Below are 23,740 nucleotides of genomic sequence, written 5' to 3' on the forward strand. Positions count from 1 at the left end.
ATGCAGGTAGCACGCCGCAGACGGCGGGCCGGGACGGCCGGCCGGGCCGCACACCGGGTCCGGTTCGCGACGGCCGCGTCGATCACGCTCGTGCTCGTCGCCACCGGCACCGGCGCCGGCGTCGCGTCGACGCGGCCGTTCGGCGAGGACCAGGTCGGGCAGGTCACCGAGAACGGCCGGGTGGTGGCCGCCGACCAGTACCTCGACCCGATCGGCGAACGGCTGGTCGTGGACAACGGGAAGATCATGGCGTCCGCGGTCAGCCCGGACGGCGGCCACCTCGCCGCGCTGACCACCGACGGCGGCATCGCGCTGACCGTCGTCGACCTGAAGAACTGGCGGGTGCAGCAGCTCGTCGGCAACTCCGCGACGGCGAACCTGCGCATCCCCGGCAACGACGTCGGCCAGGAAGGCCCGTCGTACTCGCCGGACGGCAAGACGCTGTGGCTGGCCCAGACCGACGGCTACACGAAGTTCACGGTGCACCCGGACGGCTCGGTCGCCGCCCCGGTGGCGGTCAAGATCCCGGCGGACGGCGCGAAGCACGCCCTGGTGGCGCAGGCGGTGTTCTCCGCCGACGGGTCCACTGTGTACTCCGCGGTCAACGGCCAGAACCGGGTCGTCGCCCTCGACGCGGCGACCGGCGCGATCAAGCGGAGCTGGGCCGTCGGGAACGCCCCGCGCGACCTGGTCCGCGTCGGCGGCAAGCTGTACGTCGGCAACGAAGGCGGTCGCCCGGCGCGGCCCGGCGAGCCGACGCTGAACTCGTACAACACCCAGGTGCCGGCCAGCGGGTTCACCGGGGCCACCACCAGCGGCACGGTCAGCGTGATCGACCTGGCGGACGCGGCCGCCGCGCCGAAGAGCATCGACGTCGGCCTGCACCCGACCGCGCTGTACGCCAAGGACGGCGCGCTGTTCGTCACCAACACCGCGAGCGACACGGTTTCGGTCATCGACACCCGCCGCGACCAGGTCGTCCAGACCATCGCGACCCAGCCGTGGCCGGAGGCGACGGTCGGCTACGAGCCGGACGGCGTCACCCTCACCGGCGACGGCCACCTGCTGGTGACGCTCGGGCGGGCCAACGCCGTCGCCGTCTACCGCTTCACCGGCGCGCAGGAGCCGGTGAGCTACGTCGGCCTGCTGCCGACGGACTACTTCCCGACGGCGATCACCGCGACCGGCCAGGACGTCCTGGTCGCCAACACCCGCGGCATCGACGCCCGCCGCCCGACCACGGCGGCCGGGCACGGCACCCACGACACGACGTCGAGCCTGCAGAAGTTCCGCCTGCCGGCCGACCCGGCGATCCGCGGGTACACGGCCAAGGTGTTCCGGCAGAACGGCTGGACGCCCGGTTCGGTCGAGGTGGCCCACGACAACGGCCACCGCAAGCCGGTGCCGGTCCCGCGGCGGCTCGGTGACCCGTCGACGATCAAGCACGTCTTCCTGCTGGTCAAGGAGAACCGCACCTACGACCAGGTGCTCGGCGACGACCCGCGCGGCAACGGCGATGCGTCGGTGACGCAGTTCGGCGAGAACGTCACGCCGAACCAGCACGCACTGGCCCGCGAGTTCGGGTTGTACGACAACACCTACGACATCGGCACGAACTCCGCCGAGGGCCACAACTGGCTGATGCAGGCCGACAACCCCGAGTACACCGAATCGTCGGCGGGGGAGTACCTGCGCAGCTACGACACCGAAGACGACGCGCTCGGCCACCAGACCTCCGGGTTCCTCTGGACCGGCGCGCTGGCGGCCGGGAAGTCGGTGCGGGACTTCGGCGAGTTCCAGCAGTTCCTGACCAAGCCGGCCGGCGCGAGCTGGCAGAACCTGTACTGCGACGCCAAGAACATGGCCGCGACCGGGGAACCGACCGCCTACCCGCTCGTGTCGTCCTCGCCGATCCCGTCGCTGAACGACGTTTCGGTGCCGGGCTTCCCGAAGTTCGACACGGCGGTGCCGGACGTCTACCGCTACCAGATCTGGAAGGACGACTTCGAGAAGCACGGGCCGGCGAACCTGAACATGTTCTGGCTCTCCAGCGACCACACCGGCGGCCCGCCGAACGCGGCCGCCCAGGTCGCCGACAACGACCTCGCCGTCGGCAGGATCGTCGACACGATCTCGCACAGCCCGTACTGGAAGGACTCGGCCGTCTTCGTCGTCGAGGACGACTCCCAGGCCGGTCTGGACCACGTCGACGGCCACCGGGCGCCGGTGCAGATCATCAGCCCGTACGCCCAGCGCGGCGTCGTCGACAGCCACTACTACTCGCAGATCACGATGATCCGCACGATCGAGCAGATCCTCGGCGTCAAGCCGATGAACCAGAAGGACAGCGCGGCGACGCCGATGAGCGCGGCGTTCACCCAGCGGCCGGACTACACCCCGTTCACCGCGCTCCCGAACCGGACATCGCTGACCGGCGGGCTGCCGGCCCAGCCCCCGTGCGGCGCGGACACCCCGGCGGCCCCGGACCCGGCCGCCGCACCGGTGCCGTCCTCGGCGGTGCCGTCGGACAAGCGGCCGCTGGCGGCGCAGTGGCAGGAGTGGACGACGCACCAGCGCCTGACCGGCCCGGACGCCGTCGCGGACTACGCGAACCCCGCGCAGATGAACCACTTCACGTGGTACCAGACGCACGGGTGGCAGCTGCCCTACCCGGGCGAGAACCAGGTGTACGCCCCGGATCAGGTCCCGGGGGCGTACCTGCCGTCCGCGGAATCGGACGGCTGAGCGCCGGCCGGGAGGTCCTCGCCGAGGGCCTCCCGGTCAGCCGCCACTTTCACGTGAAAGTGCCGGTTCGAGGAGCCGCGAGGGCGGCACTTTCACGTGAAAGTGCCGCGTGGGGCGAGGGGGGGCGCTCAGCGGGCGGGGCGCAGGTGGTCGGTGCGCCAGTGCCGGCCCCGCCGCGGCGTGCGCCAGTGGCGTCCTCGCCACGGCCGGACCGGGCCACGGGCGGCCAGGAACGCCGGCTGGTGCTCGGCGAAGCCGTCCGCGGTGATGCTCATCAGCACCGGGTAGCGGACCTCGCCGCGGCTCAGCTCCGTGTCGCGCGGGCGGCCCTCCTCGCGGAAGCCCAGCTCTCCGTGCAGCGCCAGCGAGGCGAAGTTGCTGCCGTTGATGCTGACCTCGCACTTGTGGTACCGCTGCTCGAACATGAACGCCAGCAGGACCGTGATCGCGTCGGCGGCGTACCCGCAGCGGCGGTACTGCGGCCCGATCCCGATGCCGTAGCTGAAGCGGCCGGAAGCCGGGTCGGCCTGGATCCAGATCGACCCGACCAGCGTCCGGTTGTGCAGCGTCTCGATCGCGAAGTGGAAGTCGTCGCCGGAGCCGTTCGCGCCGCGGTGCGTCGCCCAGTGGCGGTAGCCGCCGATCTGCCGGTCCGAATCGCGGTCGAACCCGATCAGGGTGCGGTGATCCGCCGGGCGGACCTCCCGCAACCGCACCTTCCACCCCGCCCAGCTCATCGGGAGAGATGGTACAGCCCGGCAGCCGCCGGCACGGGTGACGGACAGCACGGCCCGGCTGTCACAAGCTCCGCCCGGCCGGTGTCTCGAGGTCGTTGCACCCCGACGACACCGGAGGACAAAGCCATGGACACCCGCTTCGACCTGTTCAGCACCGAAACCGGCTCCCGGCTGGGCAAGCGGTTCGCGAACCTCGGTCAGGTCATCGAATCCTCGCCGCTGCCGAAGCTCACCCGGGAGCTGGTCAGCCTGCGGGCCAGCCAGCTCAACGGGTGCGGCTGGTGCCTCGACATGCACGCCAAGGAGGCCGCCGCGGCCGGGGAGTCGCCCGTCCGGCTCGCGCTCGTCGCCGCCTGGCGGGAATCGACCGTGTTCACCGAGGCCGAGCGGGCCGCGCTCGCGCTGGCCGAGGAGGGCACCCGGCTCGCCGACGCCGCCGAAGGCGTATCGGACGAGACCTGGGCCCGGGTGCGCGAGCACTACGACGACGAGCAGGTCGCCGCGCTGGTCGCGCTGGTCGCCCTCATCAACGCGGCCAACCGGCTCGCCGTGATCGTGCACCAGAAGGGCGGCTCCTACGAGCCCGGCATGCTCGCGGGCTTCGCCGGACGCGGCTGAGCGGGCCGCCCGAGCAGCGCGGCGAGGACGGTGCCGAGCACGACCACCGGGGTGATCGCGAGGAACGCGCCCCCGATGTGCCCGGCCACGTCCTCGCCGAGCAGGCTGCCGAAGACGGCGACTCCGGACGCGGCGCCGATCGACCGGGCGAAGGTGACCACCGCGCTCGCGGCGCCGATGTCGGCGGACGGCACCGCGTTCTGCGCCGCCGCGCGGCGACGACGACCGTGCGCGAGGCGAACACCGCCGGCGGCAGCACCGGTGCGGTGGCGCGGCGTCCGACCGGCACGACGAGTCCGATGAGGACGGTTGCGGCCGCCGCGAGCGCCAGGGTGCCCGGGGCCGTCCAGCCCCACCGCGGGCCGAAGGAGGTGATCAGGACCAGCGCGGTGGCCGCGCCGGCCAGCAGCAGCGCACCGGCGTAGTCGATCCGGGCGCGGTGCCGCGGCCGGGCCGCGGCGGGCAGGGCCCGCGCCGCCAGCACCACGGCACCAGCCCGACGGGCACGTTGACCAGGAAGGCCCACTGCCACGAAAGGTGGTCGGTGAACAGGCCGCCGAGCAGCGGCCCGGCGATGCCGGCGACGCCGTAGACCGAGCCGAACCGGCCCTGGTGGCGCCCGCGGTCGGCGGGGGTGGCGACGTCGCCGACGAGCGCAAGCAGGGCGGCGAGGACCAGTGCCGCCATCGCCGGCCGCACCGCGGGTCTGCGGGGGGCGTCGAGGGTCATTTCGCGTCCGGAACGGTGATCGTCTTGTACTCGGTGTACGTGCCGAGCCCGACGGCGCCGTACTCGCGGCCGAGGCCGCTGGCCTTGAACCCGCCGAACGGGCCGTCGAAGCCGATGGGGGCGCCGTTGACCGTGACCGTGCCGGTCCGCACGCGGCGGGCGACGGCGAGCGCGTGCTCCGGATCGGCCGACCACACCCCGCCGGACAGGCCGTACTCGGAGTCGTTGGCGATGCGGACGGCGTCGTCTTCGTCGTCGTAGGCGATGACGACCAGGACCGGGCCGAAGATCTCCTCCTGCGCGATGCGCATGGCGTTGTTGACGTCGGCGAACAGCGTCGGCGTGACGTAGTTGCCCGCTTCCAGTCCCGGCGGGACCTGCGGGCCGCCGGTGACGAGCCGCGCGCCCTCTTCGACGCCGAGGCGGATGTAGTCGAGGACGCGCTGCTGCTGGTCGCGGCGGATCATCGGGCCGATGAACGTCCCGTCGTCGGCCGGGTCGCCGACGCCGAGGGACTCGACCAGTTCCTTCAGGCCGGCGACGACCTCTTCGTAACGGCCGCGCGGGGCGAGAACGCGCGTCTGCGCGATGCAGGATTCGGCGTTGTTGAGCAGGGAGCCGAACTTCACGCCCTGGATGGCCGCGCCGAGGTCGGCGTCGGGCAGGATGATCATCGCCGACTTGCCGCCGAGTTCGAGGCTGACGCGCTTGAGCTGTTCCCCGGCCAGCGACGCGATGCGGCGTCCGGCGCGGGTGGAGCCGGTGAAGGCGATCTTGTCGACATCCGGGTGCTTGACCAGGTATTCGCTGGTCTCGCGGTCGGCGGGCAGGACGCTGATGACGCCCTCGGGCAGGCCGGCTTCCGCGAGCAGTTCCGCGAGGAGGTTCATGCTCAGCGAGTTCTCGGGCGAAACCTTGAGGACCACGGTGTTGCCGGCGAGCAGCGCGGGGATGATCTTGGCGGACGCCGAGGAGAACGGCGAGTTCCACGGGATGATCGCGGCGACCACGCCGATCGCTTCCCGGCGCACGACCGAGCGGAACGGCGCGGCCGGGTCCGACGGCTCGAGGGTTTCCTCCCAGCCGAATTCCTCGGCCGCCTTCAGGTAGGCGTTGGCCTGCCGGGTCAGGCCGGGCCGGCCGGCCTGGGTGAACCACAGCGCGGAGCCGTTCTCCGCGGAGATGAGCGCGGCGATCTCGTCGGCGCGCTTCTCGCGCAGGGCGGCCAGCTTCCGGACGACGGCGATCCGGTCCGCGGGCGAGGTGCGCGGCCACGGGCCGTCGTCGAAGGCCGTCCGGGCGGCGGCCACGGCCCGGTCGACGTCGGCGGGCAGCGCCTGCGCGGCCCGGCCGATGACCGAGTTGTCGTGCGGGGACCGGATGTCGAGCAGGTCGGTGCGGCTCGGGGTGGTCCACACGCCGCCGATGAAGAGGTGTTCGTAGGTGAGCACTGCTGCCTCCTGTGCGGCTATCTGTCACATCAACGTAGCACTTGCCTGCGACAGGCAGCGCGTCTGTGAGTCACTACACAGGGGCAGTAGCGCGCCGGAGTGTCTCAGTGGTGTGACGTATGGTGGGGGCGTGAGAGCCGACGCCGCACGCAACCTCGAACTGCTGCTGACCACGGGCGCCCGCATGCTCGCCGAGGACCCGGCCACGAGCATCGCGGCGATCGCGGCGGAGGCGGGGGTGGACCGCAGAACGGTGTACCGCCGGTTCACCGGCCGCGAGGAACTCCTGGCGGCGGTCTACGAGGCGCGCCTGGCCGCGATCGAGGCGGCGATCGAGGCGGCCCGGCTGCGGGAGGCGCCGGTGCCGGTGGCCCTGCACCGGTACGTGGAGGAGATCGTCGGGGTCAACCGCACGTGGCCGGCCGAGGTGAGCCGGATGCGCTCGGACCCGGAGATCTGGGCCCGGCGCCTGCGCGCGGTCGAGGAGGTGGACCGGTTCCTGGAGCGGGCGACCGAGGAAGGGTTCCTCCGCACGGACGTCCCGGCGCGCTGGCCGGGCCACGTGCTGGGGTCACTGGTGCACCTGTCCACGCGGGACCTGCCCGGGCTGAGTGACGCGCAGGCCGCGGACGTGATCGTGGAGACGTTCCTGCGGTCGTTCGGCAAGGGCGACGCGCACCCGTCGTGAGCGGTAAGGCGGGCGGGAACCCGCCTTACCGCTCACGACCAGCCGCGGCGGGGGCCGGACGGGTGCTCAGCCGGCGGCCACGATGCGCCACCGCTGGTTGGCGCTGCCGCTGTCGGCGTACTGACCGAGGTCGGCGCCGCTGCCGGTGCGGCCCATGCCGTCGACGTAGAGCCCGCTGCTGCTGTTGCGGATGCGGACGTTGTTCGCGTCCGTCACCACCGACCACTGCTGGTTGCCGCTTCCCGAAGCGGCGTACTGGCTCACCGCGGCGCCGTTGGCGGTGCGGCCCGCGCCGTCGAGGTAGAGGCCGGTCGCGCGGTTCTTGATCCGCACCCGGTTGCCCGAGTTCTCGATCACCCACTGCTGGTCGTACCGGGCCGGGTCGCCGCTCGCCTGGCCGGTGGTGGCGCCGCTGGACATCCGGCCCAGTCCGTCGAGGTACAGCCCGGTGGCCGCGTTGACGATCCGGACGTACGTGCCGCCGCCGTCGCCCACGCCCCACGCGTACCGCAGCCTCGTCAGGCCGCTGGCGTTCGACAGCGACAGCTTGATGCCCGGGCCGGTGCCCGCCTTGGTCGTCATGCTGTACCAGTCGCCGTCGCGCAGGCCCGGCCAGTACACGCTGCCCACGCCCAGGCTCCGCAGTTTCGCGCTGACGCCGCGGATGTAGTCGGCGAAGAACGAGCCGCTCGGGACGCTGTAGTCGATGGTGTTGTACTGCACGCCGTTCTTGCTGCCGGGCGACATCGGGCCGCCCCACTCGGTGACGACCGTCCGGTCCGCGTACGCGCCGATGTAGCCGCCGATGTGGTCGGCCCACTCGGTTTCGCTTTCGTAGCCCGCGAAGAACGAGTAGTCGTGGGCCGCCAGCAGCGTCCCGTCGAGCCGCCGGTCGCCGCCGACCGCGGGAACGTTCTGGGCCAGCCCGGCGCCGTCGAGGATCACCCGGCCGCGCGGCACGCCGGGGTAGCGGGCCAGCCAGGCGGAGTAGAAGTTGTTCAGGTCGCCGGCGCTGTAGGCGTGCGGCTCGTTGATGACCTCGAAGTAGGCGTTCGGGTTGCTGCCGTACTTGGCGACGACCGTGTCCCACATCTGCTGGAACCGGCCCGTGTCCGGTGGCTTGCCGCCGGTGTAGGCCCAGTACGCGAGGATCACCTTGCCCTTGCCGAGCGCGGCGTCGATGGCGCCGGTGTAGGTGCCCCAGTAGCCGGAGACCGTCGGTTCGTTGATCGGCATCCGGACCGTGTCGGCCCCGGTGATCGAGAACAGCTGGCCGACGACCTGGTTCGCCGTGGTGGCGGCCGAGGCGTAGGTGTCCGACGCGCCGAGCCCGGACACGTACAGCACGCCGTTGACGAAGTTGTCCCGCGCGTCGGCCCAGTTGACGCCCTTGAACCCGGCCGTGGACGCCTGGGCCTGCGCCGGGACGGCGGTCAGCAGTCCGCAGGCGAGCGCGGCCAGCGCCAGGAACCGGAACGCCGCCGCCGGCGTTCTGCGGAGCACGGAATGGGTCGGTCTCATCGGCTAGGTCCTCCCGGATCCTCGCGCAGCCGGAATGTTCGAGACACTGGTAACACCGATCGCGGGGAAGCGGCCAGTGTTCCGAAGCGAAACGCTCAGGATCGGTCAGGAAAGAACACGGCCGGGCCGCATTGAACGGAACGCGTCCGTTCAATGCGGCCCGGAACCGGGTCAGCCGAAGTTCACGTCACTGCACCACATGTACGTCTGGTCCTGGTGCGAAGCCTGCCAGATCGTGAAGACGACGTGGTGGCCCCGGTAGCCGCCGGAGGTCTGGACGTTGAAGGTGATGTCCTTGGCGGGGGCGAAGCGGCCGGTCTGCGTGACCTGGTCGAGGTTGCCCCAGCCGAGGCGCTGGGTGGTGGGGTCGTACCCGTTCTTGCTGACGTAGACCCGGATGAAGTCGGCACCGTGGCTGGCCTGGTCGTAGAGGTGCATCGAGAAGCTGCTGCCGACGCTGGTGGTCCGCCACGGGCCGGGGGTGTTCAGGGAGTTGTTGCGCGACAGGGCGTTGCTGCACAGCTGCCCGTCGGGCGTCGCGCCCTGGAAGTTGCCCTTGAGGCCGTCCCGCAGGGCGCTCATCCAGTTCCACATGGTGTCGGCGTTGGCCTGGAAGGCCTGGTAGCACATGGGATCCTGCTGCTGCATGGCGGGATTCGTGTGCTGGCTGCCCCAGTCGGTCCAGCATTGGTAGGCCCGGGTGGCGGGGCCGACGATGGTCCCGTGCGCCGAGGCGGTCGGCACCCCGGCGAACAGGCAGGCCAGCCCGGCGACGACCAGGGCGATCAGGCCCCGTCGTCCGGTGTCCCACCCGGAGAAGGTGCGCTTGCGCATGGATGAGCCTCCATTCTCGGAAAAGAGCGAGTGGTGGTGGTTCATTGTGGGAGCGCTCCCAGGGTGGCAGCAGCTTATCCCTGATCCGGACAAACTTCAACCAAACTCCGGAAAAGGAGTGTGGTTATTCTCCGGCGGCGGGGGTGCTTTTCGAAAAGAACGGAATTCGCGGCGAAAGTTTCGCGGCGGGCCGGGTTCGCCGGCGGGGACGGCGGGAGTCCCTCCGGTCCGGGGGACTCCCGCGCGCGGTCAGCCCTTGGCGGTCAGCTCGAGCAGCCGGCCGGTGAGGTCGAGGTGCTCTTCGACGCTGCTGGTCAGGTAGGTCAGGTCGACGAAGATGTGGTCCGGGTTCACCAGCTCGACGATCCTGGTGACGGACTCGGCGATGGCCTCCGGAGCCGTGCCGGGGTCGGCGTTCACCCGCAGGGCCACGCCCAGCGCCCGCGGGTCGCGGCCGGCCTTTTCGGCGTCGGCGCGGAGCTTGGCCAGTGTCGAGGTGATCACGTCCGCCGGGAACTGCTCGGGCACCGCCCAGACGGGGAGCCAGCCGTCGGCCCGCTCGGCGACCCGGCGCAGCGACCGCTCGCCGAAGCCGGCCAGGTGGATCGGCGGCTTGCGCACCGGCTTCAGCGCGACGTTCGATTCCGCGATCCGGTAGCCGACGCCTTCATGCGTCACCGTGTCCTCGGACCACCACGTCTCGAGCAGGTCGAGCAGGTCGTCGAGCCGCTTGCCGCGTTCGGACATCGGCACGCCGACGGCCGCGTACTCCTCCGGGGACCAGCCGATGCCCAGCCCGGGCAGCAGCCGTCCGTTGCTCGCGACGTCGATGCTGGTCAGCAGCCGGGCGAAGTTGGCGGGCTGGTACTGGGTCGCGTTGATGGTGCTCGAACCGAGGACCGCGGTTTCGGTCACGGCCGCGGCGATGGCCAGCGCGGTGAACGGGTCCTGCGCGGTGTGGAACTCCTCGGGCATGGTGTCGTAGCCGGGGTACGGCACCGTCGGGGCGACCGGCGACAGCAGCCGGTCGCCGACCCAGAGACCGGCGGCGCCGGCCCGTTCCGCCTCGCGCGCGTACCGCGCGATCCCGCCGGGCGTGGCCGCCGCCTTGCCGAACACCGGAAGGCTGAACCCAAGTGGCATTGCTTCTCCCCTGAAGAGTGAACGGACGTGATCGTCCTGCTGCCACTACTACTCGCGTCTAGTTGCTCGTTCAAGTAAATCCCGGGGTCCTGTCGCGGATGTCCCGGATGGCCTATGCTGGGGCGAGCGGTCGAGACAACGGCCGACCCGAAATGCTCCCCCTGCGCTCGGGGTATCAGTTGTCGCGCGGTTCTCCGTGATTTCGCTTCAGCGTCTTACCTGGGGTGTGGCCGACTTGAGCAGGCCACCATGACCCGCTGTCGAAGCACGCTGCCCACGAATTCCCCCGGCGCCTCCCCGGCGTTCCGGCTCACCGCCCACCGGCCGGCGCCGGACACCGGGGTCGTCGAAATCGACGGCGACCTGGACCTCGTCACGGCCCCGCGGGTGCGGGAGCTGATCGCGGCCGAGGTGGCCGGCACGCTGACCCGCCTCGTGATCGACCTCCGCGGGGTGCGGTTCCTCAGCGCCACTGGCCTGGCGGCCCTCGAACACAGCTACCTGCTCGCCACCGAACGGGGCATCGTCAGCACGGTGCGCGTCGCCCCGGGCGGCCGGGTGCTGCGCGTCATCCGGATGCTGCCGGTGCGGTTCGCCGACGCGCTCGAACTGGCCGACCGCGTCGACTCACCGTAACGAACGGGACTCGCTGCGCGACTGACCGAGCGCGGGAATCCGCATCCTCCCGCCGACGTCGGATCCGGCGAAGTGGGGGACACCGTGCGCGTACCGGGCCCGGAACTCCAGCCGTTGGTCGAGCGCCTTTCGCGCCACCTGCCCGGTGTCGCGGTCACCGCCTACGACGGCAGCCGGAGCGGTCCTCCCGACGCGGCGACGACGATCGCGATCCGCACGCCCGCCGCGTTCGCCCGGGTGCTGCGGGCGCCGCGCGGGCTCGGGCTCGCCCGGGCGTGGGTCGCCGGGGACATCGACATCTCCGGCGACATCACGCCGGTGGCGGCGCACGAACCCGATCTGCACGACCCGGCCGTCGCCGTCACCGTGCTCACCACCGCCCTGCGGGTGGCGGCCCGGCGCGGGTTCCGCGACCTGGCCACCGCCGGAGCCACGGCGAGCGAATACCGCGCGGCGCGGCCGGGACGGCACACCGTCGGCCGCGACCGGGCCGAGCTCGACTTCCACTACGGCCTGACCGCCGATTTCTACCGCCTGCTGCTCGGCCCGTCGATGACCTATTCCGGGGCGATGTTCGCCGGACCCGGGGATTCCCTCGAAGCCGCACAGGACCGCAAACACGCGCGAATCGCCGGGAAACTGGGCCTCGGCGAGCATTCGACCGTGCTCGACATCGGTTGCGGCTGGGGCAGTTTCCTCGACCACGCCGATACCGCGCACGGATCACGCGGAATCGGGTTCACGGCGTCGCGGGAGCAATACGAATACGCCTCGCGCAGGTTTTCCGGTCGTCCCGGGGTTTGCGTCCGGTACGGCGATTACCGGCAGCAGCTGCCGCTTTCCGGCAGCACTGCCGGGATCACCGCCGTGGCCAGCATCGGGATGTACGAACACGTCGGGGAACGCCGCTCGCGGGAGTTCTTCTCGCTCGTCCGCCGCTCGCTGCGGCCCGGTGCCCGCTACCTCAACCAGGCGATCACGCGCCGCGAGACCGGGCCACGGCGGCTGCGCGCCAACGCCTTCGCGCAGCGGTACGTCTTCCCGAACGGCCAGCTGCTCCCGCTGTCGCGGCAGCTCGCCGACCTCGACCGGGCCGGGTTCCGGGTGCTGTCCACCGAGAGCTTCGGCGAAGGCTACGCGCGGACCACCGGCGCCTGGCTGGGCAACCTCGAACGCCACTGGGACGCCTGCGTCGCGGCCGCCGGGCTCGAGCGGACGCGGGCCTGGCGGGCCTACCTGGCCGGTTCCCGGCGGCGGTTCGAGGACGGCACCATCGACGTCACCCAGGTGCTCGCGGAGGCGAGGTGAGGCCATGGCGGTGTCGCTGGACAGCCTCAAACCCCAGCTGATCGGCCGGTCGTTCGGCCGCAACCGGCTGCTGACCGGGTCGGCGCGCCCGCTGCGCGCGAAGGCCGGCTTCAACTCGTTCGGCGTGAGCGCGGCGCTGGTGATCCTCGCGCTCGCGGGGCAGCAGCAGGTGCTGATCACCACGTCGGAGGAGCCGTCGGCGATCGCCGCGGTGGTGCGGGCCCCGGCGCGGTTCGACGGCATCGGGATGCCGCTGCTGCAGGACCCGGTGGCGCTCGTCGTGCTCTTCACGGCGTTGGCCACCCCGCTGTTCTGCCTCGAGCAGGTCGAGTCCATCCGCGACTTCATCCCGATGACCGTGCGCAACATCGGCGACGGCGTCCCGCACTTCGACCCGCGCGAGGTCCAGGTGCTGATCATGCGGGCGAACCGGCGGTTCCGGCGGATCGGCGCGAAGAAGGTCTCGCTCTCGCTGTTCGTGGTCAGCGGGATCGGCGCGTACTTCCTGCTGCGCTACCTGCAGACGGGCGGGCTGCTGGCGGGCTGGAACCCGGTCCCGGGCCGGACCGAGCCGTGGCGCGCGGCCGTCTACGCCGGCTGGTGGGCCAACGGCGGCGCCCACCCGGTGATGGCCGTCCTGCTCTGGCTGCTGGGCGCGTACATGTTCTACTTCGTGTTCAAGCAGCTGCTCATGGGCCTGATCTTCGCCGTCTTCGCGCAGACGGCGACCACGGTCGGCTTCGGCGTCACGCCCCACCTGCGGGCGAACATCGACGGCTATTGGGGCCTGCGGACGCTGCGCCGGTTCATGCAGTGGACGTACGGATCGACGCTCGCGCACTTCGTGACGACGCTCGGTGTGTGCATCGTGTGGCTGCCGTTCACGCAGTGGACGTTCTTCATCGTCACCGCCGTGATGATCGTGAACAGCACGCTCGTCATCTACCCGACGATGATCGCGCACAAATCCGTGCTGCAGGCGAAACAGCATTACGTCGACGACCGGATCGGTTCCGCGCGAACGGAGGAGGAAAAGAAAGAGGCGGCCGAAGAGGCGGAAAAGATCTGGCAGAACCCGGACCTGCCGTTCCGCACGCGGGCGACGCTCACCGCGGTATTCGTCTACCTGCTCGCCCCGATCGTGCTCGCGCTTGTTTCGTGGCTGCTGAAGCGTTAGGATCCGGCAAACTCTGGCGAGGAGGCGTGCCGTGGCCGGAACTCCCAGTTTGCTGGAACCGATCACCGCATTCCGGCCCGGCCGCCCGCTGGTCCTGTTTCTGCCGGGAATGAGCGGCAACAAACGGCAATGGGACTTCGTGATCCGCCGGCTGGACGGCGTCGAGGCCGACCTCGCGTACGGCGCCCCGGTGCTGGCGCACCCGGCGTTCGGCAACACCCGCCCGACGGTCCCCCAGCTGGGCGAAGCGCTCGCCGCGGAGCTGACGGCGGCGGGCCGCGACCGCGTGACGGTGGTGTCCCACTCGGTCGGCGCGTTCGTGGCGCTGGTCGTCGCCCACGAGCTGCCCTCGGTGGTGCGCTCGGCGGTCCTGGCCAACGGCGGCCTGTCGAGCGTGGCCCGGTTCATCGACCGCCCCCTGCGCCGCGTCCCGGGCGCCACGACGTCACGCCTGTCGTACCTGCGGCTGTTCGTCCTGGTCGGCACGCCGGTACCGCCGTCGGTGAAGCGGGCGATCGCGGGCCGCGAGTGGTCGAGCAGGCTGCTGGTGGGCGGCAGGCTCGTCTCGCGCCCGGCACTGGCCTCCCGCGAGGCCCGCGACGCCCTGATGGAGGAGGCGGGCAACGCGCGGACGATCGCGGGGCTGTGGCAGAACCGCCACTACTGGCGCGAATTCGAGCGCACGGCCGCGGAGATCCCGGCCCGGGTGCTCTTCCTGGTCGGCGGCCTGGACCCGATGACGAGCGTCGCCGACACGGGCGTGATGGCGGACCTGCTGCCGAACGCGGAGATCCGCCTCCTGCCGGGCGTGGGCCACGCGGCACCGCTGGAGGCCCCGGACACCGTGGCGGCGGCGATCAAGGACGCCTTGGCGGCCGCTTAGCGGTCCGGGGCGTCCGGCAGGGCCCGTGTCACAAACCGCGCGGCTGTCCGGTCCTAGCGGGTGCACCTGTCAGCCGAGGAGGTCTTCCCATGTCATTGACCGTGCTCCAGGAGGCGGCACCGCCCGCCATCCCGGAGGGAGCGCACGCCATGACCATCGTCATCGAGTACCCGCCGGGCGACCCCGGCACCCCGCCGCACCGCCACCCCGGACCGGCCTTCGGCTACGTGCTGGAGGGCGAGATGGTGTTCGAGCTCGAAGGCGAGCCGCCCCGGGTCGTCCGGGCCGGCGAGGCGTTCTGGGAGCCGGGCGGCGACGTCATCCACTACCAGGACGGCAACAACCGCGCCGACATCCCGGTGCGGTTCACCGTCACCATGCTGTGCGAACCGGGCAAACCGATGGTCGACCTCGTGACCGGGGACGAACTGCGGGCGAAAGGATGGTCGCGGAAATGAAGATCGCCGTCATCGGCGGGACCGGGCTCATCGGCTCCCGCGTGGTCAAGATCCTGACCGGCCGCGGGCACCAGGCCGTCCCGCACTCGCCGTCGACCGGGCTGGACCTGCTCAGCGGGCAGGGCCTGGCCGAGGCGCTGGCCGGCGCCGAGGTCGTGGTCAACCTGACGAACTCGCCGACGTTCGACGAGGCCTCGCCCGCGTTCTTCCGGACGACCATGGACAACCTGCTGGCGGCCGCCGCCGGGGCCGGCGTCGGGCACGCGGTCATCCTGTCGATCGTGGGCGCCGACCTCGTGCCGGATCTGGTCTACTACCGCGCCAAGGTGCTGCAGGAGGAGATCCTCGCGGCCGGCCCGGTGCCGTACTCGATCGTCCGCGCCACGCAGTTCTTCGAGTTCATGGACGCGACGATGTCCTGGACCACCGACGGGAACACCGTCCGCCTGCCCGCGACGCGCATCCAGCCCATCGCCGCGGACGACGTCGCCCAGGCGGTCGCCGACGTCAGCGCGGGCTCCCCGCTGCGGGGCACCCGCGACGTCGCCGGGCCGGAGGTGTTCACCCTCGACGAGCTGGGCCGGATCACCCTCGCCGCCCAGGGCGACCCGCGTCAGGTCGTCACCGACGACCAGGCCGGCCTGTTCGCGGCCGCGTCCGGCGACGCCCTCCTCGCCAAGGACGGGGCCGTCATCGCGAAGACCACCTACCGGGAGTGGCTGGCGCGCTGAGGAAGCCGGGCCCGCACGGCGGCCGCCGTGCGGGCCCGGTCCGGCCGGTCAGCCCGCCACGGACACCGCGTTGTTCTTCTCCGGGTTGACCAGCCACAGCACGTGATCGACGCCTTCGGTGGTGGCGCCGACGGTGAGCAGGCCGTACACGCCGCCGTCCTGCAGCAGGACCGCGGAAGCCTGCCCGTTCGTGACCGCCCACCGCACGTCGACGTCGTCCCAGAACCAGGTCGAGATGGCCTGCAGGAACTTCGCCACCCGCGCCGCACCGACGACCGGCGTGCGGGCGACGCCCTTCCGGCCGTTGCCGTCGGACAGGCTGGTGACGTCCGGCGTGAAGAGCCGTTCCAGCGCGGCCACGTTCCCGGAGCGGGCGGCGGCGAGGAACGCGGTCAGCAGCTCCCGCTGCGCGGCGGCGGCCACCGGGGCGCCCCGCCCGCCGGCGATGTGCTTGCGGGCCCGGCTGGCCAGCTGCCGCACCGCGGGCTCGGTCGAGGACAGGATGTCGGCGATCCGGGCGTAGGAGTAGTCGAAGGCTTCCCGCAGCACGTAGGCCGCGCGTTCGTTCGGGGTGAGCTTCTCCATCAGCAGCAGCGTGGCGAACTCCAGCGCTTCACCACGCTCGGCGCCCAGGTACGGGTCCGCGCCGGTGTCGACCGGTTCGGGCAGCCACGGCCCGATGTAGGTTTCCCGCCGGTTCCGCGCCGACTGCAGGACGTTGATGGCCAGCCGGGTGGTCGTCGTCGCCAGGAAGGCCTCCGGGTTGGCCACGGCCGAACGGTCGTAGGTCTGCCAGCGCAGCCAGACCTCCTGCACCAGATCCTCGGCCTCGGTGACGCTGCTGAGCATGCGGTACGCGATCCCGAACAGCCGCGGCCGCAGCCGCGTGAAGACGGCCGTGGCCGCCTCGAGACCGTCCACGCCGCCGAGTTCGGCACCCACCCCGGAATCCGCCACCCCACGCCTCTCGTCGTCTCGCGAGCGTCGCCAACCCCGTGACTCTGTCACAAACCGCGGTGGTGTCCGGTCTTGGCTGGCGACACCGACCGGATGAACCGAGGTACCGCATGGACACGATCGACGATCTCCGCCGCCACCTGCAGTGGGCGATCGAACTCGAGCACGCGACGATTCCCCCTTACCTGTGCGCGCTGTACTCCCTGGACCCCGCCCGGAACCCCGAAGCCGCCCAGGTCGTCGGCACGGTCCTCGCCGAGGAGATGATCCACCTGGCGCTGGCCGCGAACCTGCTCAACGCCGTCGGCGGCACGCCGAAGCTCGACACACCGGAGCTGCTGCCGCCGTACCCGCACCCGCTGCCGCACGGCGACCGGTCCGTGCACGTCCACCTGGCCCCGTTCGGCCCGGAAGCGCTCGAGCTGTTCCTGCGCATCGAGCAGCCCGCGACGGCGGACGCGCCTCCGCAGGACGACGGCTACGGCACGATCGGGCAGTTCTACGCGGCCATCGAGGCCGGTTTGCACACCCTGTGCGACAAGCTGGGCGAAGAGCAGGTGTTCAGCGGCGACCCGGCCCGCCAGATCGGCGAGTTCCACCTCCGCGGCGGCGGTGGCGAGGTGCTGCCGGTCCACGACCTGAAGTCCGCGAAGGCCGCACTGGCGGAAATCGTCGAGCAGGGCGAGGGCGCCGCCCGCACCGACGTGTGGGACGGCGACCGCGACGTCTTCCACCCCGAGCGGGAAGAGGTCGCGCACTACTACCGGTTCCAGGAGCTCCGCCTGGGCCGCCGCTACCGGACGGGCGACACCCCGCGGTCCGGCCCGACGGGCGAGGAGATCGCGGTCGACCTCGGCGGCGTGCTGCCGATGCGGCCGAACCCGCGGACCGCCGACTACCCGGAAGGCAGCTCCGTCCGCGTCGCCCAGGAGCAGTTCAACCAGACGTACAGCCTGGTGCTTTCCCAGCTGGAACTGGCCTTCAACGGTGAACAGGGCCGGCTGCGGGACGCGGTCGGCACGATGTTCGCGCTGCGCGGCCAGGCGCTGGCGCTGATGAAGATGCCCACGGGCGACGGGACGACGACAGCGGGCCCGGCCTTCGAGTACGTGCCACCCGAGCTGCGGAACTGAACGGACACCGCGGAGCCGTTCGGACCAGCCGGGTCACCCTCGAGTGGCCGTCGCAGGGCCGCGGGAATCGCGACACGATGAGGCAGTCGAACTGCGGAATTCTGGGGCGATTCGGGAGGCGAGGCCGTGCGGAAGATCGTCTTGGCCCTGGTGCTCGGTCTGGCCGGAGCCGGGTTGAGCGCACCCGCCGCGGCCGCCGGGCCACGGCTGGACAGCGTGCGGGTGTGGAACGAGCTCGCGGTGGCCGCGGTCCGCGCCACCCGCGCCACCGATGCCGACGCCGCCCGCACGTACGCGATGCTCAACGTGGCCGTCTACGACGCGGTCAACGGACTCGCCGGCCCGGCCCGCGCCCCCGCCCTGGTCCCCGGCCCCGGCCCGCGCGGCGCCGATCCCCAGGCCGCGGCGGTGGCCGCCGCGCACACCGTCCTGGTCCGGCTGGACCCCGACCGGACCGCCGGCTACGACACGCAGCTCCAGGCCGACCTGGCCGCCCTGCGGCCCGGCCACCGGCGCGACGCCGGGGTGCGCTGGGGACGCGAGGTCGCCCAGCGCGTGGTGACCTCCCGCGCCGACGACGGCTCGGCCCCGGTGCAGAGCCAGCCCGCCGGCTCGGGCCCCGGCGTGTTCCGGGCCGAGTGGTCCGGTACGCAGTACCGCGCCGTTCGCCCGTTCGCCGTCACCGACCCCGCCCGGTACATCCCCGGTCCGCCACCGGCCTTGGCCGGCCTGGACTACGCCGCCGCGTTCGCCGAAGCCGCACTGCTCGGCGACGCCGCGATACCCGCCCCCGACAAGCTCGCCACGTTCCGGTTCTGGTCCCTGCCGTCCGGCACCGGCCAGCCTCCCGGCGAGTGGGTGAAGATCGCCCTGACCGTGTCCCACGGCCTGCCGCTGCCCACCTCGGCGCGGCTCATGGCCTTGCTGACGATGACGCTGGCCGACACCACGATTCCCACGGTGGGCACCAAGTTCACCTACCGCCATTGGCGTCCTGCCACGGCGATCCACGAGGCGGAGACGGACGGGAACCCGTCGACGCGGCCGGACCCGGACTGGGCGCCACGGGCCGGCAGCGCGGGCGGAACCCCGGAGTACCCGTCAGGCCACAGCTCCTACAGCGGCGCGGCGGCGGCCGTGCTGGCCGGGTTCTTCTGCACGGACCACAGGAGCTTCACGCACACCACGGACACCGCACCGGGTGGCCAGGCGCGCACCTACCCGAGTTTCTCCGCAGCCGCCGCCGAAGCCGGCCGGTCGCGGGTATACGGCGGACAGCACTTCGAGTTCAGCAACCAGGCGGGTCTCGCCATCGGCCGCGACCTCGCGGCGGAAGTCCTCGCCACCCGGCTGCTGAAGCGAACCGGGCCCACACATCACGGGAGCTGTCCACTGTAGACAGGGAATCACGGCTCACGCCGGCTTGTCGGCCTCGGCCTCGGCGTCGCTGATCGCGTTGGCGTGATCGATCTGCGCCATGTGCTCCTCGGCCCAGTCCCGGAGGGCGGCCAGCGGGACCTCGAGCGACGAGCCCAGGTCGGTGAGCCGGTAGTGCACGCGTGGCGGCACGGTCGGCTCCACCCGGCGGGTGGCCAGGCCGTCGCGGGTCAGGCTGTGCAGGGTCACCGAGAGCATCTTCTGGGAGACACCGGGCATCCGGCGCCGCAACTCGGCGAAACGCACCTCGTGCGGGGCGGCCTCCGCGAGGACCTTGACCGCCATCGACGTCCACTTCGTGCCGATGCGGTCCAGCAGCCGGCGCGTCGGGCACTCGGGGTCGAACAGGTCACCGCGCCCGCGGCTCGCCGGCTGGGAGGTCACCTGGAGCTCACCACCTGAGGAGAAGGTGCCGTCTTGGCGGCACGACCGAAGTTACCTACCGTTTCCTGGTAACCAATGGTAACCGACTTCGGAGGCGACGTGCCCGGCACCTCACCCGCAGGATCCAGCGCCGAGATCGTGCTGCGGCAGATCAGCACCAACGGCATCCGAGTCAACGTGGCGGTGGCGGGCACCGGCCCGGCCGTCCTGCTGCTGCACGGTTTTCCGCACACCTGGCGGCTCTGGATCGAGATCATCGGCCCCCTGGCCGGCCACCACCGGGTCATCGCCCCGGATCTGCGCGGGCTCGGCGCCAGCGCCCGCGCGGCGCAGGGCTACGACGCGGGCACGCTGGCCGCGGACGCCGAAGGCCTCCTCGACGCCCTCGGCGAACCCGGTGCCGCCGTGGTCGCCATCGACGCCGGCACTCCGGTCGCCTTCCTGCTCGCCATGCGGCGGCCGGACCTGGTCCGGCGGCTCGTCGTGATGGAGTCGCTGCTGGGGTCACTGCCGGGCGCCGAGGACTTCCTCGACGGCGGGCCGCCGTGGTGGTTCGGGTTCCACTCCGTTCCCGGCCTGGCGGAAACGGTCCTGATCGGACACGAAGGGCAGTACCTGGACTGGTTCCTCGCCGCGGGCACCCACGGCCGGGGCGTACCGCCGGAAGTCCGCGACGCCTTCGCCGGCGCCTACACCGGACGCGACGCCCTGCGCTGCGCCTTTTCCCACTACCGCGCCCTGCCGGTCAGCGCGCGGCAGATCGGCGAGGCCGTGGCCGGTGGGCGCCTCACCACGCCCACGATGGCCATCGGCGCCCACCCGGTCGGCCGCGCACTGGAGCGGCAGCTGCGTCCGATCGCCGACGACCTCACCGGCCACCTCATCGAGGACTGCGGCCACATCATCCCGCTGGACCGGCCCCGGGAACTGCTCGGCGTCCTGACGCCGTTCCTCGCCGCCGACCCGTCGACCTCGTATCAGTGATATCGAAAAGTTGCTTCCACTGATGTTTCCAGTGATAAGGTTTGCTCAGTATCGTTGGAAACGCCGTGGAGGAGCTGCTGACATGCCCGACAAGCTGCGGATCGTCGGTCTCGAGGAACACGTGGTCCTGCCCGTCCTGCTCGACGCGTGGACGGCGGCGGGAGTCCGGCCGCACGGCTACCCCGACGACCACCCGGTCACCCGGCGGCTGCGCGACGTCGGCGACGGACGCTTGGCCGACATGGACGAGCAGGGCATCGACGTCGCGGTGCTGTCACTGGCCACGCCCGGGGTCCAGAACCTCCCGCCGTCCGATGCCGTGCGCGTCGCGCGCGAGGCCAATGACGCGCTCGCCGCGGTCGTCGACGCCCATCCCTCGCGGTTCCAGGCGTTGGCCGCCATCCCGACGTCCTCGCCCGAAGCCGCCGCCGACGAGCTGGAGCGCGCGGTCACCGGACTCGGCTTCCGCGGCGCGATGCTGTACGGGCGCACCGGCGGCAAACTGGCCGACGCGCCGGAGTTCGACGACCTCTACGCAGCCGCCGAACGGCTTCGCGTCCCCCTGCACTTCCACCCCCAGGCGCCGGTGCGGGCGGTCCAGGAGGCGTATTACTCGGGACTGCCCAACGGGGTGGGGGCGGCCTTGGCGACCGCCGGTCTGGGCTGGTACTACGACCTGGGCGTGCAGTACCTGCGGATGATCTTCTCCGGGGTGTTCGACCGCCACCCGGAACTGCAGGTGATCGCCGGGCACTGGGGCGAGGTCGTCCTGTTCTACCTCGACCACGTCGGCTTCCTGCGGGACATGGCCGGGTTGGAGCGGCCCTTGGCCGACTACTTCCGCCAGAACTTCTGGGTGGCCGGCAGCGGGACGGTCAGCGAGCGCTACCTGCGCTGGACCGCCGAGGTCGTCGGCACCGACCGCATGCTCTACTCGACCGACTACCCGTACACCTTCGGCACCCGCCCCGGCGGCTTCCCGTACCTGGACACCAGCGGCGGCGTCGCCAGGTCGTTCCTCGAGAACGCGCCCTTCACCGAGGAGGAGAAGGCCGCCATCGGATCCGGCAACTGGGAACGGCTGACCGGCTGTGGTCACGACGGCGGGCTCGGAATTCCGGCTCACCACACGAAGGGCACGAGCCGAGCCCGGTGCTCGGCGAACTGCCGGTAGCGCTCGCCCAGGGCCGCTTCGAGGGCGCGTTCCTCGATGCGAAGGCGGTGGATCAGGGCGGCCAGGACCACCGCACCGGCGCCCGCGGCACTGACCCAGTTGTCCGCGATCAGGCCGCCGCCGGAAAAGACGAGCAGCAGGCCGGTGTAGCTCGGATGGCGCAGAACCCGGTAGGGACCACGGTCCACGACGACCTGATCTTCACTCGTCCGGACCGTCACGGTGAAGTACCGCCCCAGGCTGGCGAAGGACCACCAGCGCAGGAGCAGGCCGAGCCACCCGATCACGATCCCGAGCGGGAATGGCCACGCCCCGCCGATCCCGGCCGCCGGGTACACCGCGCGGCCGATCGGCCACAGCAGGATCGCGCCGAAGAACATCACCCTGAAGACGAGCTCCGCGCGGACATCGACGAGTTTCGCGCCCCGACGCGTGCGGAACGCCTGCACCAGTTCGCCCGTCACGAAGGCACCGGCGCTGACGACCAGGACGACCCGGGCCACGTCCGGCAGTTCTGCAAAGGGTGCGAGCACAGCGGCATTGTCACACCGGACCCGCCGCGCGCGGCTACGCGCTGCGCTTCGCCGACTTCGCCCGCATGGCCGGAGTCGGCACGGGCACGCTGTACCGCCATTTCCCGACGCGCGAGCGCCATCCGCGACGACGTGAGCGCCGGCGCCGTCCTGGTGGCGCTGCACGGCATCGCCGCGGCTCATGACCGTCCCGTCCGGCGGGCCGAGCCGACGGCGTCTGCTTCGGCGTGGTGACGGCCCGGCTGTCGGCATGATGTCGTGATGAGCCGGGTGAGCTTCGCGGAAGCCTGCGCGAGGGTGCGAGAGCTGTGCGTCGAGCAGTTGGCCGCACCTGGAGAACAGCTTCCCCCAGCTGAAGGAGCCGTACCACCACGTCATCACCATCGGCCACCACGACCTCGGCTACGTGCATTTCGTCCTGCCGTCGCGGGCATTCCGCGACGGGGACTACGAGCAGGCGGTCGCCTTGGTCGAGGGTTTCCAGCCGCCCGGTCTGCCAAGCTGGCCGAATGAACCAGACACTGCGGTTGGCGGTCGCGCAGAGCACGGTGCCCGAGGACCCGGCGGATCGGGACGCTCTTCGGGCCAGCGGAGCGGAGATCCGCGGTCTGGTGAGGGAGGCCGCCGCCGCGGGTGCCCGGCTCGTGCAGTTCCCGGAAGGCGCGATCACCTACCCCGGCAAGTACGCGGTGTCCAGCGGCGGCGCGGGGGAGCCGGCCGAGGCGGACTGGTCACGTGCCGCTTGGGACGTCATGCGGGAAGAGGCCGAGGCCGTCGCGGATCTCGCGGGCGAACTCGGCATCTGGACGGTGTTCGGCTCGATCCACCGGTTGTCCGGGGCGAACCGCCCGCACAACAGCCTGTACGTGGTTTCCGACCGAGGTGAGCTGGCCGGCCGCTACGACAAGCGGTACCTGTCGCACACGGAGATCAGCTACCTGTACACGCCGGGAGTGGCGCCGCTGGTGTTCGAGGTCGACGGTTTCCGGTTCGGGTGCGCGCTCTGCATCGAGGTCAACTTCCCCGAACTGTTCGCCGAGTACGAAGCGCTGGACGTCGACTGCGTCCTGGTCTCGGTGATGGTCGACGACGCGCCGAGATCGGTGGTGGCCCAGGCGTACGGCACGCTCTACAGCTACTGGGTGGGCTACTCCGTCCCGGCCCAGTTCAGCGCGACGGCCCCGGCCGGCATCGTCGCGCCCGGCGGCCGGTGGATCGGACGCGGCAACGACAACGGGCGACCCGGCCTAACTGTCGCGGACCTCGATCGCGACACGCCGGACGCCGACATCGACTTGGCCCTCCGGCTCGCCCGGCCCTGGCGCCGCACAGCCAGAGCAGGTCTCTACGAACACCGCGTCGTGCACGGAGACCCACGAAGCGACACTCACACCGCGTTCTGAGGCGCTGCTTCTGTGACCGCACTGCTCAATCCAAGTCATGACAACCTCTCGAGAGAAACTCTCCCGTGCCGCAGTA

The 23,740-nt window shown here is 71.6% G+C and carries 24 protein-coding genes; 14 read left to right on the top strand and 10 right to left on the bottom strand.

All coding sequences use genetic code 11. The features are described 5' to 3' along the window. Positions 1-2,745, top strand: coding sequence for a bifunctional YncE family protein/alkaline phosphatase family protein (locus DV20_RS01060; RefSeq protein ID WP_043775448.1), 2,745 nt, complete (start codon positions 1-3; stop codon positions 2,743-2,745). Positions 2,746-2,873: 128 nt separating this feature from the next. Here the strand turns inward: DV20_RS01060 and DV20_RS01065 are convergent, their stop codons facing one another. Beyond that, the gene (locus DV20_RS01065; RefSeq protein WP_051735733.1) at positions 2,874-3,482 is read right to left on the bottom strand and encodes a GNAT family N-acetyltransferase; all 609 of its coding nucleotides are present in this window, start codon (positions 3,480-3,482) and stop codon (positions 2,874-2,876) included. Positions 3,483-3,608: 126 nt separating this feature from the next. On the opposite strand from DV20_RS01065, the gene DV20_RS01070 reads away from it, so the two are divergent. After that, positions 3,609-4,100 (top strand): carboxymuconolactone decarboxylase family protein, encoded by a 492-nt coding sequence (locus DV20_RS01070; protein ID WP_043775453.1) that lies wholly within the window; start codon positions 3,609-3,611, stop codon positions 4,098-4,100. On the opposite strand, the gene DV20_RS46315 is transcribed toward DV20_RS01070, so the two are convergent. The 3 genes from DV20_RS46315 to DV20_RS01080 form a co-directional block, all read right to left on the bottom strand. After that, positions 4,058-4,294 (bottom strand): hypothetical protein, encoded by a 237-nt coding sequence (locus tag DV20_RS46315; RefSeq protein ID WP_051735734.1) that lies wholly within the window; start codon positions 4,292-4,294, stop codon positions 4,058-4,060. The genes DV20_RS01070 and DV20_RS46315 overlap by 43 nt on opposite strands. Positions 4,295-4,475: 181 nt before the next feature. Next, positions 4,476-4,829: an MFS transporter gene (locus DV20_RS47140; protein WP_051735735.1), complete on the bottom strand. Its 354-nt coding sequence runs from the start codon at positions 4,827-4,829 to the stop codon at positions 4,476-4,478. After that, positions 4,826-6,280: an aldehyde dehydrogenase gene (locus tag DV20_RS01080; RefSeq protein ID WP_043775455.1), complete on the bottom strand. Its 1,455-nt coding sequence runs from the start codon at positions 6,278-6,280 to the stop codon at positions 4,826-4,828. The genes DV20_RS47140 and DV20_RS01080 overlap by 4 nt, the downstream gene beginning before the upstream one ends. Before the next feature lie 130 nt (positions 6,281-6,410). Between DV20_RS01080 and DV20_RS01085 the strand changes: the two genes are divergently transcribed. Continuing rightward, positions 6,411-6,968, top strand: coding sequence for a TetR/AcrR family transcriptional regulator (locus DV20_RS01085; RefSeq protein ID WP_043775459.1), 558 nt, complete (start codon positions 6,411-6,413; stop codon positions 6,966-6,968). A gap of 66 nt (positions 6,969-7,034) precedes the next feature. Here the strand turns inward: DV20_RS01085 and DV20_RS01090 are convergent, their stop codons facing one another. The 3 genes from DV20_RS01090 to DV20_RS01100 form a co-directional block, all read right to left on the bottom strand. Continuing rightward, positions 7,035-8,489: an RICIN domain-containing protein gene (locus tag DV20_RS01090; RefSeq protein ID WP_051735736.1), complete on the bottom strand. Its 1,455-nt coding sequence runs from the start codon at positions 8,487-8,489 to the stop codon at positions 7,035-7,037. Between the two features lie 171 nt (positions 8,490-8,660). After that, entirely contained in the window at positions 8,661-9,323 is a 663-nt protein-coding gene (locus DV20_RS01095) for a lytic polysaccharide monooxygenase auxiliary activity family 9 protein (protein WP_043775461.1), read from the bottom strand. A 249-nt stretch (positions 9,324-9,572) separates the two neighbouring features. Then, positions 9,573-10,466, bottom strand: coding sequence for a TIGR03619 family F420-dependent LLM class oxidoreductase (locus tag DV20_RS01100; RefSeq protein WP_043775464.1), 894 nt, complete (start codon positions 10,464-10,466; stop codon positions 9,573-9,575). A 249-nt stretch (positions 10,467-10,715) separates the two neighbouring features. Between DV20_RS01100 and DV20_RS01105 the strand changes: the two genes are divergently transcribed. The 6 genes from DV20_RS01105 to DV20_RS01130 all read left to right on the top strand — a co-directional run bounded on the left by DV20_RS01105 (position 10,716) and on the right by DV20_RS01130 (position 15,659). Continuing rightward, the gene (locus tag DV20_RS01105; RefSeq protein WP_051735737.1) at positions 10,716-11,102 is read left to right on the top strand and encodes an STAS domain-containing protein; all 387 of its coding nucleotides are present in this window, start codon (positions 10,716-10,718) and stop codon (positions 11,100-11,102) included. 72 nt (positions 11,103-11,174) lie between these two features. Then, positions 11,175-12,410 (top strand): SAM-dependent methyltransferase, encoded by a 1,236-nt coding sequence (locus DV20_RS01110; RefSeq protein WP_051735738.1) that lies wholly within the window; start codon positions 11,175-11,177, stop codon positions 12,408-12,410. Positions 12,411-12,414: 4 nt separating this feature from the next. Then, positions 12,415-13,587 (top strand): hypothetical protein, encoded by a 1,173-nt coding sequence (locus DV20_RS01115; RefSeq protein WP_043775467.1) that lies wholly within the window; start codon positions 12,415-12,417, stop codon positions 13,585-13,587. A gap of 31 nt (positions 13,588-13,618) precedes the next feature. Then, positions 13,619-14,470: an alpha/beta fold hydrolase gene (locus tag DV20_RS01120; RefSeq protein WP_268747377.1), complete on the top strand. Its 852-nt coding sequence runs from the start codon at positions 13,619-13,621 to the stop codon at positions 14,468-14,470. Between the two features lie 89 nt (positions 14,471-14,559). Next, the gene (locus DV20_RS01125) at positions 14,560-14,928 is read left to right on the top strand and encodes a cupin domain-containing protein (protein WP_043775473.1); all 369 of its coding nucleotides are present in this window, start codon (positions 14,560-14,562) and stop codon (positions 14,926-14,928) included. Beyond that, positions 14,925-15,659 (top strand): SDR family oxidoreductase, encoded by a 735-nt coding sequence (locus DV20_RS01130; RefSeq protein ID WP_043775662.1) that lies wholly within the window; start codon positions 14,925-14,927, stop codon positions 15,657-15,659. Before DV20_RS01125 ends, DV20_RS01130 begins: the two co-directional genes overlap by 4 nt. A 48-nt stretch (positions 15,660-15,707) precedes the next feature. On the opposite strand, the gene DV20_RS01135 is transcribed toward DV20_RS01130, so the two are convergent. Then, the gene (locus DV20_RS01135) at positions 15,708-16,601 is read right to left on the bottom strand and encodes a sigma-70 family RNA polymerase sigma factor (protein WP_043775665.1); all 894 of its coding nucleotides are present in this window, start codon (positions 16,599-16,601) and stop codon (positions 15,708-15,710) included. A gap of 125 nt (positions 16,602-16,726) precedes the next feature. Here DV20_RS01135 and DV20_RS01140 point away from each other — a divergent pair, with 125 nt between their 5' ends. Next, a complete protein-coding gene (locus DV20_RS01140) occupies positions 16,727-17,749 on the top strand; it encodes a ferritin-like domain-containing protein (RefSeq protein ID WP_043775476.1) in 1,023 nt (340 codons plus the stop codon). A gap of 126 nt (positions 17,750-17,875) precedes the next feature. After that, positions 17,876-19,147, top strand: a complete 1,272-nt coding sequence (locus tag DV20_RS01145; RefSeq protein ID WP_043775480.1) for a vanadium-dependent haloperoxidase — start codon at positions 17,876-17,878, stop codon at positions 19,145-19,147. A gap of 15 nt (positions 19,148-19,162) precedes the next feature. On the opposite strand, the gene DV20_RS01150 is transcribed toward DV20_RS01145, so the two are convergent. Further along, entirely contained in the window at positions 19,163-19,570 is a 408-nt protein-coding gene (locus DV20_RS01150) for a winged helix-turn-helix transcriptional regulator (protein WP_043775483.1), read from the bottom strand. A 99-nt stretch (positions 19,571-19,669) separates the two neighbouring features. Here DV20_RS01150 and DV20_RS01155 point away from each other — a divergent pair, with 99 nt between their 5' ends. Both DV20_RS01155 and DV20_RS01160 read left to right on the top strand, forming a co-directional pair. Then, complete coding sequence (locus DV20_RS01155) at positions 19,670-20,554, top strand: alpha/beta fold hydrolase (RefSeq protein ID WP_043775668.1); 885 nt, start codon at positions 19,670-19,672, stop codon at positions 20,552-20,554. Between the two features lie 82 nt (positions 20,555-20,636). Beyond that, positions 20,637-21,728, top strand: coding sequence for an amidohydrolase family protein (locus DV20_RS01160; RefSeq protein WP_235190673.1), 1,092 nt, complete (start codon positions 20,637-20,639; stop codon positions 21,726-21,728). Here the strand turns inward: DV20_RS01160 and DV20_RS01165 are convergent. Beyond that, positions 21,677-22,261, bottom strand: a complete 585-nt coding sequence (locus tag DV20_RS01165; RefSeq protein WP_043775488.1) for a methyltransferase family protein — start codon at positions 22,259-22,261, stop codon at positions 21,677-21,679. The genes DV20_RS01160 and DV20_RS01165 overlap by 52 nt on opposite strands. 509 nt (positions 22,262-22,770) lie before the next feature. Here DV20_RS01165 and DV20_RS01170 point away from each other — a divergent pair. Further along, positions 22,771-23,664, top strand: a complete 894-nt coding sequence (locus DV20_RS01170) for a carbon-nitrogen hydrolase family protein (protein ID WP_051735741.1) — start codon at positions 22,771-22,773, stop codon at positions 23,662-23,664. Positions 23,665-23,740 lie beyond the last annotated feature (76 nt).

Source organism: Amycolatopsis rifamycinica, from assembly GCF_000695625.1.
Classification (GTDB): domain Bacteria; phylum Actinomycetota; class Actinomycetes; order Mycobacteriales; family Pseudonocardiaceae; genus Amycolatopsis; species Amycolatopsis rifamycinica.

Coding starts and splice junctions, on each gene's coding strand:
- DV20_RS01090 (WP_051735736.1), bottom strand. CDS start 8,489: ATGAGACCGACCCATTCCGTGCTCCGCAGAACGCCGGCGGCGGCGTTC.
- DV20_RS01100 (WP_043775464.1), bottom strand. CDS start 10,466: ATGCCACTTGGGTTCAGCCTTCCGGTGTTCGGCAAGGCGGCGGCCACG.
- DV20_RS01065 (WP_051735733.1), bottom strand. CDS start 3,482: ATGAGCTGGGCGGGGTGGAAGGTGCGGTTGCGGGAGGTCCGCCCGGCG.
- DV20_RS01170 (WP_051735741.1), top strand. CDS start 22,771: ATGAACCAGACACTGCGGTTGGCGGTCGCGCAGAGCACGGTGCCCGAG.
- DV20_RS01125 (WP_043775473.1), top strand. CDS start 14,560: ATGTCATTGACCGTGCTCCAGGAGGCGGCACCGCCCGCCATCCCGGAG.
- DV20_RS47140 (WP_051735735.1), bottom strand. CDS start 4,829: ATGACCCTCGACGCCCCCCGCAGACCCGCGGTGCGGCCGGCGATGGCG.
- DV20_RS01115 (WP_043775467.1), top strand. CDS start 12,415: ATGGCGGTGTCGCTGGACAGCCTCAAACCCCAGCTGATCGGCCGGTCG.
- DV20_RS01070 (WP_043775453.1), top strand. CDS start 3,609: ATGGACACCCGCTTCGACCTGTTCAGCACCGAAACCGGCTCCCGGCTG.
- DV20_RS01140 (WP_043775476.1), top strand. CDS start 16,727: ATGGACACGATCGACGATCTCCGCCGCCACCTGCAGTGGGCGATCGAA.
- DV20_RS01060 (WP_043775448.1), top strand. CDS start 1: ATGCAGGTAGCACGCCGCAGACGGCGGGCCGGGACGGCCGGCCGGGCC.
- DV20_RS01160 (WP_235190673.1), top strand. CDS start 20,637: ATGCCCGACAAGCTGCGGATCGTCGGTCTCGAGGAACACGTGGTCCTG.
- DV20_RS01105 (WP_051735737.1), top strand. CDS start 10,716: ATGACCCGCTGTCGAAGCACGCTGCCCACGAATTCCCCCGGCGCCTCC.
- DV20_RS01095 (WP_043775461.1), bottom strand. CDS start 9,323: ATGCGCAAGCGCACCTTCTCCGGGTGGGACACCGGACGACGGGGCCTG.
- DV20_RS01130 (WP_043775662.1), top strand. CDS start 14,925: ATGAAGATCGCCGTCATCGGCGGGACCGGGCTCATCGGCTCCCGCGTG.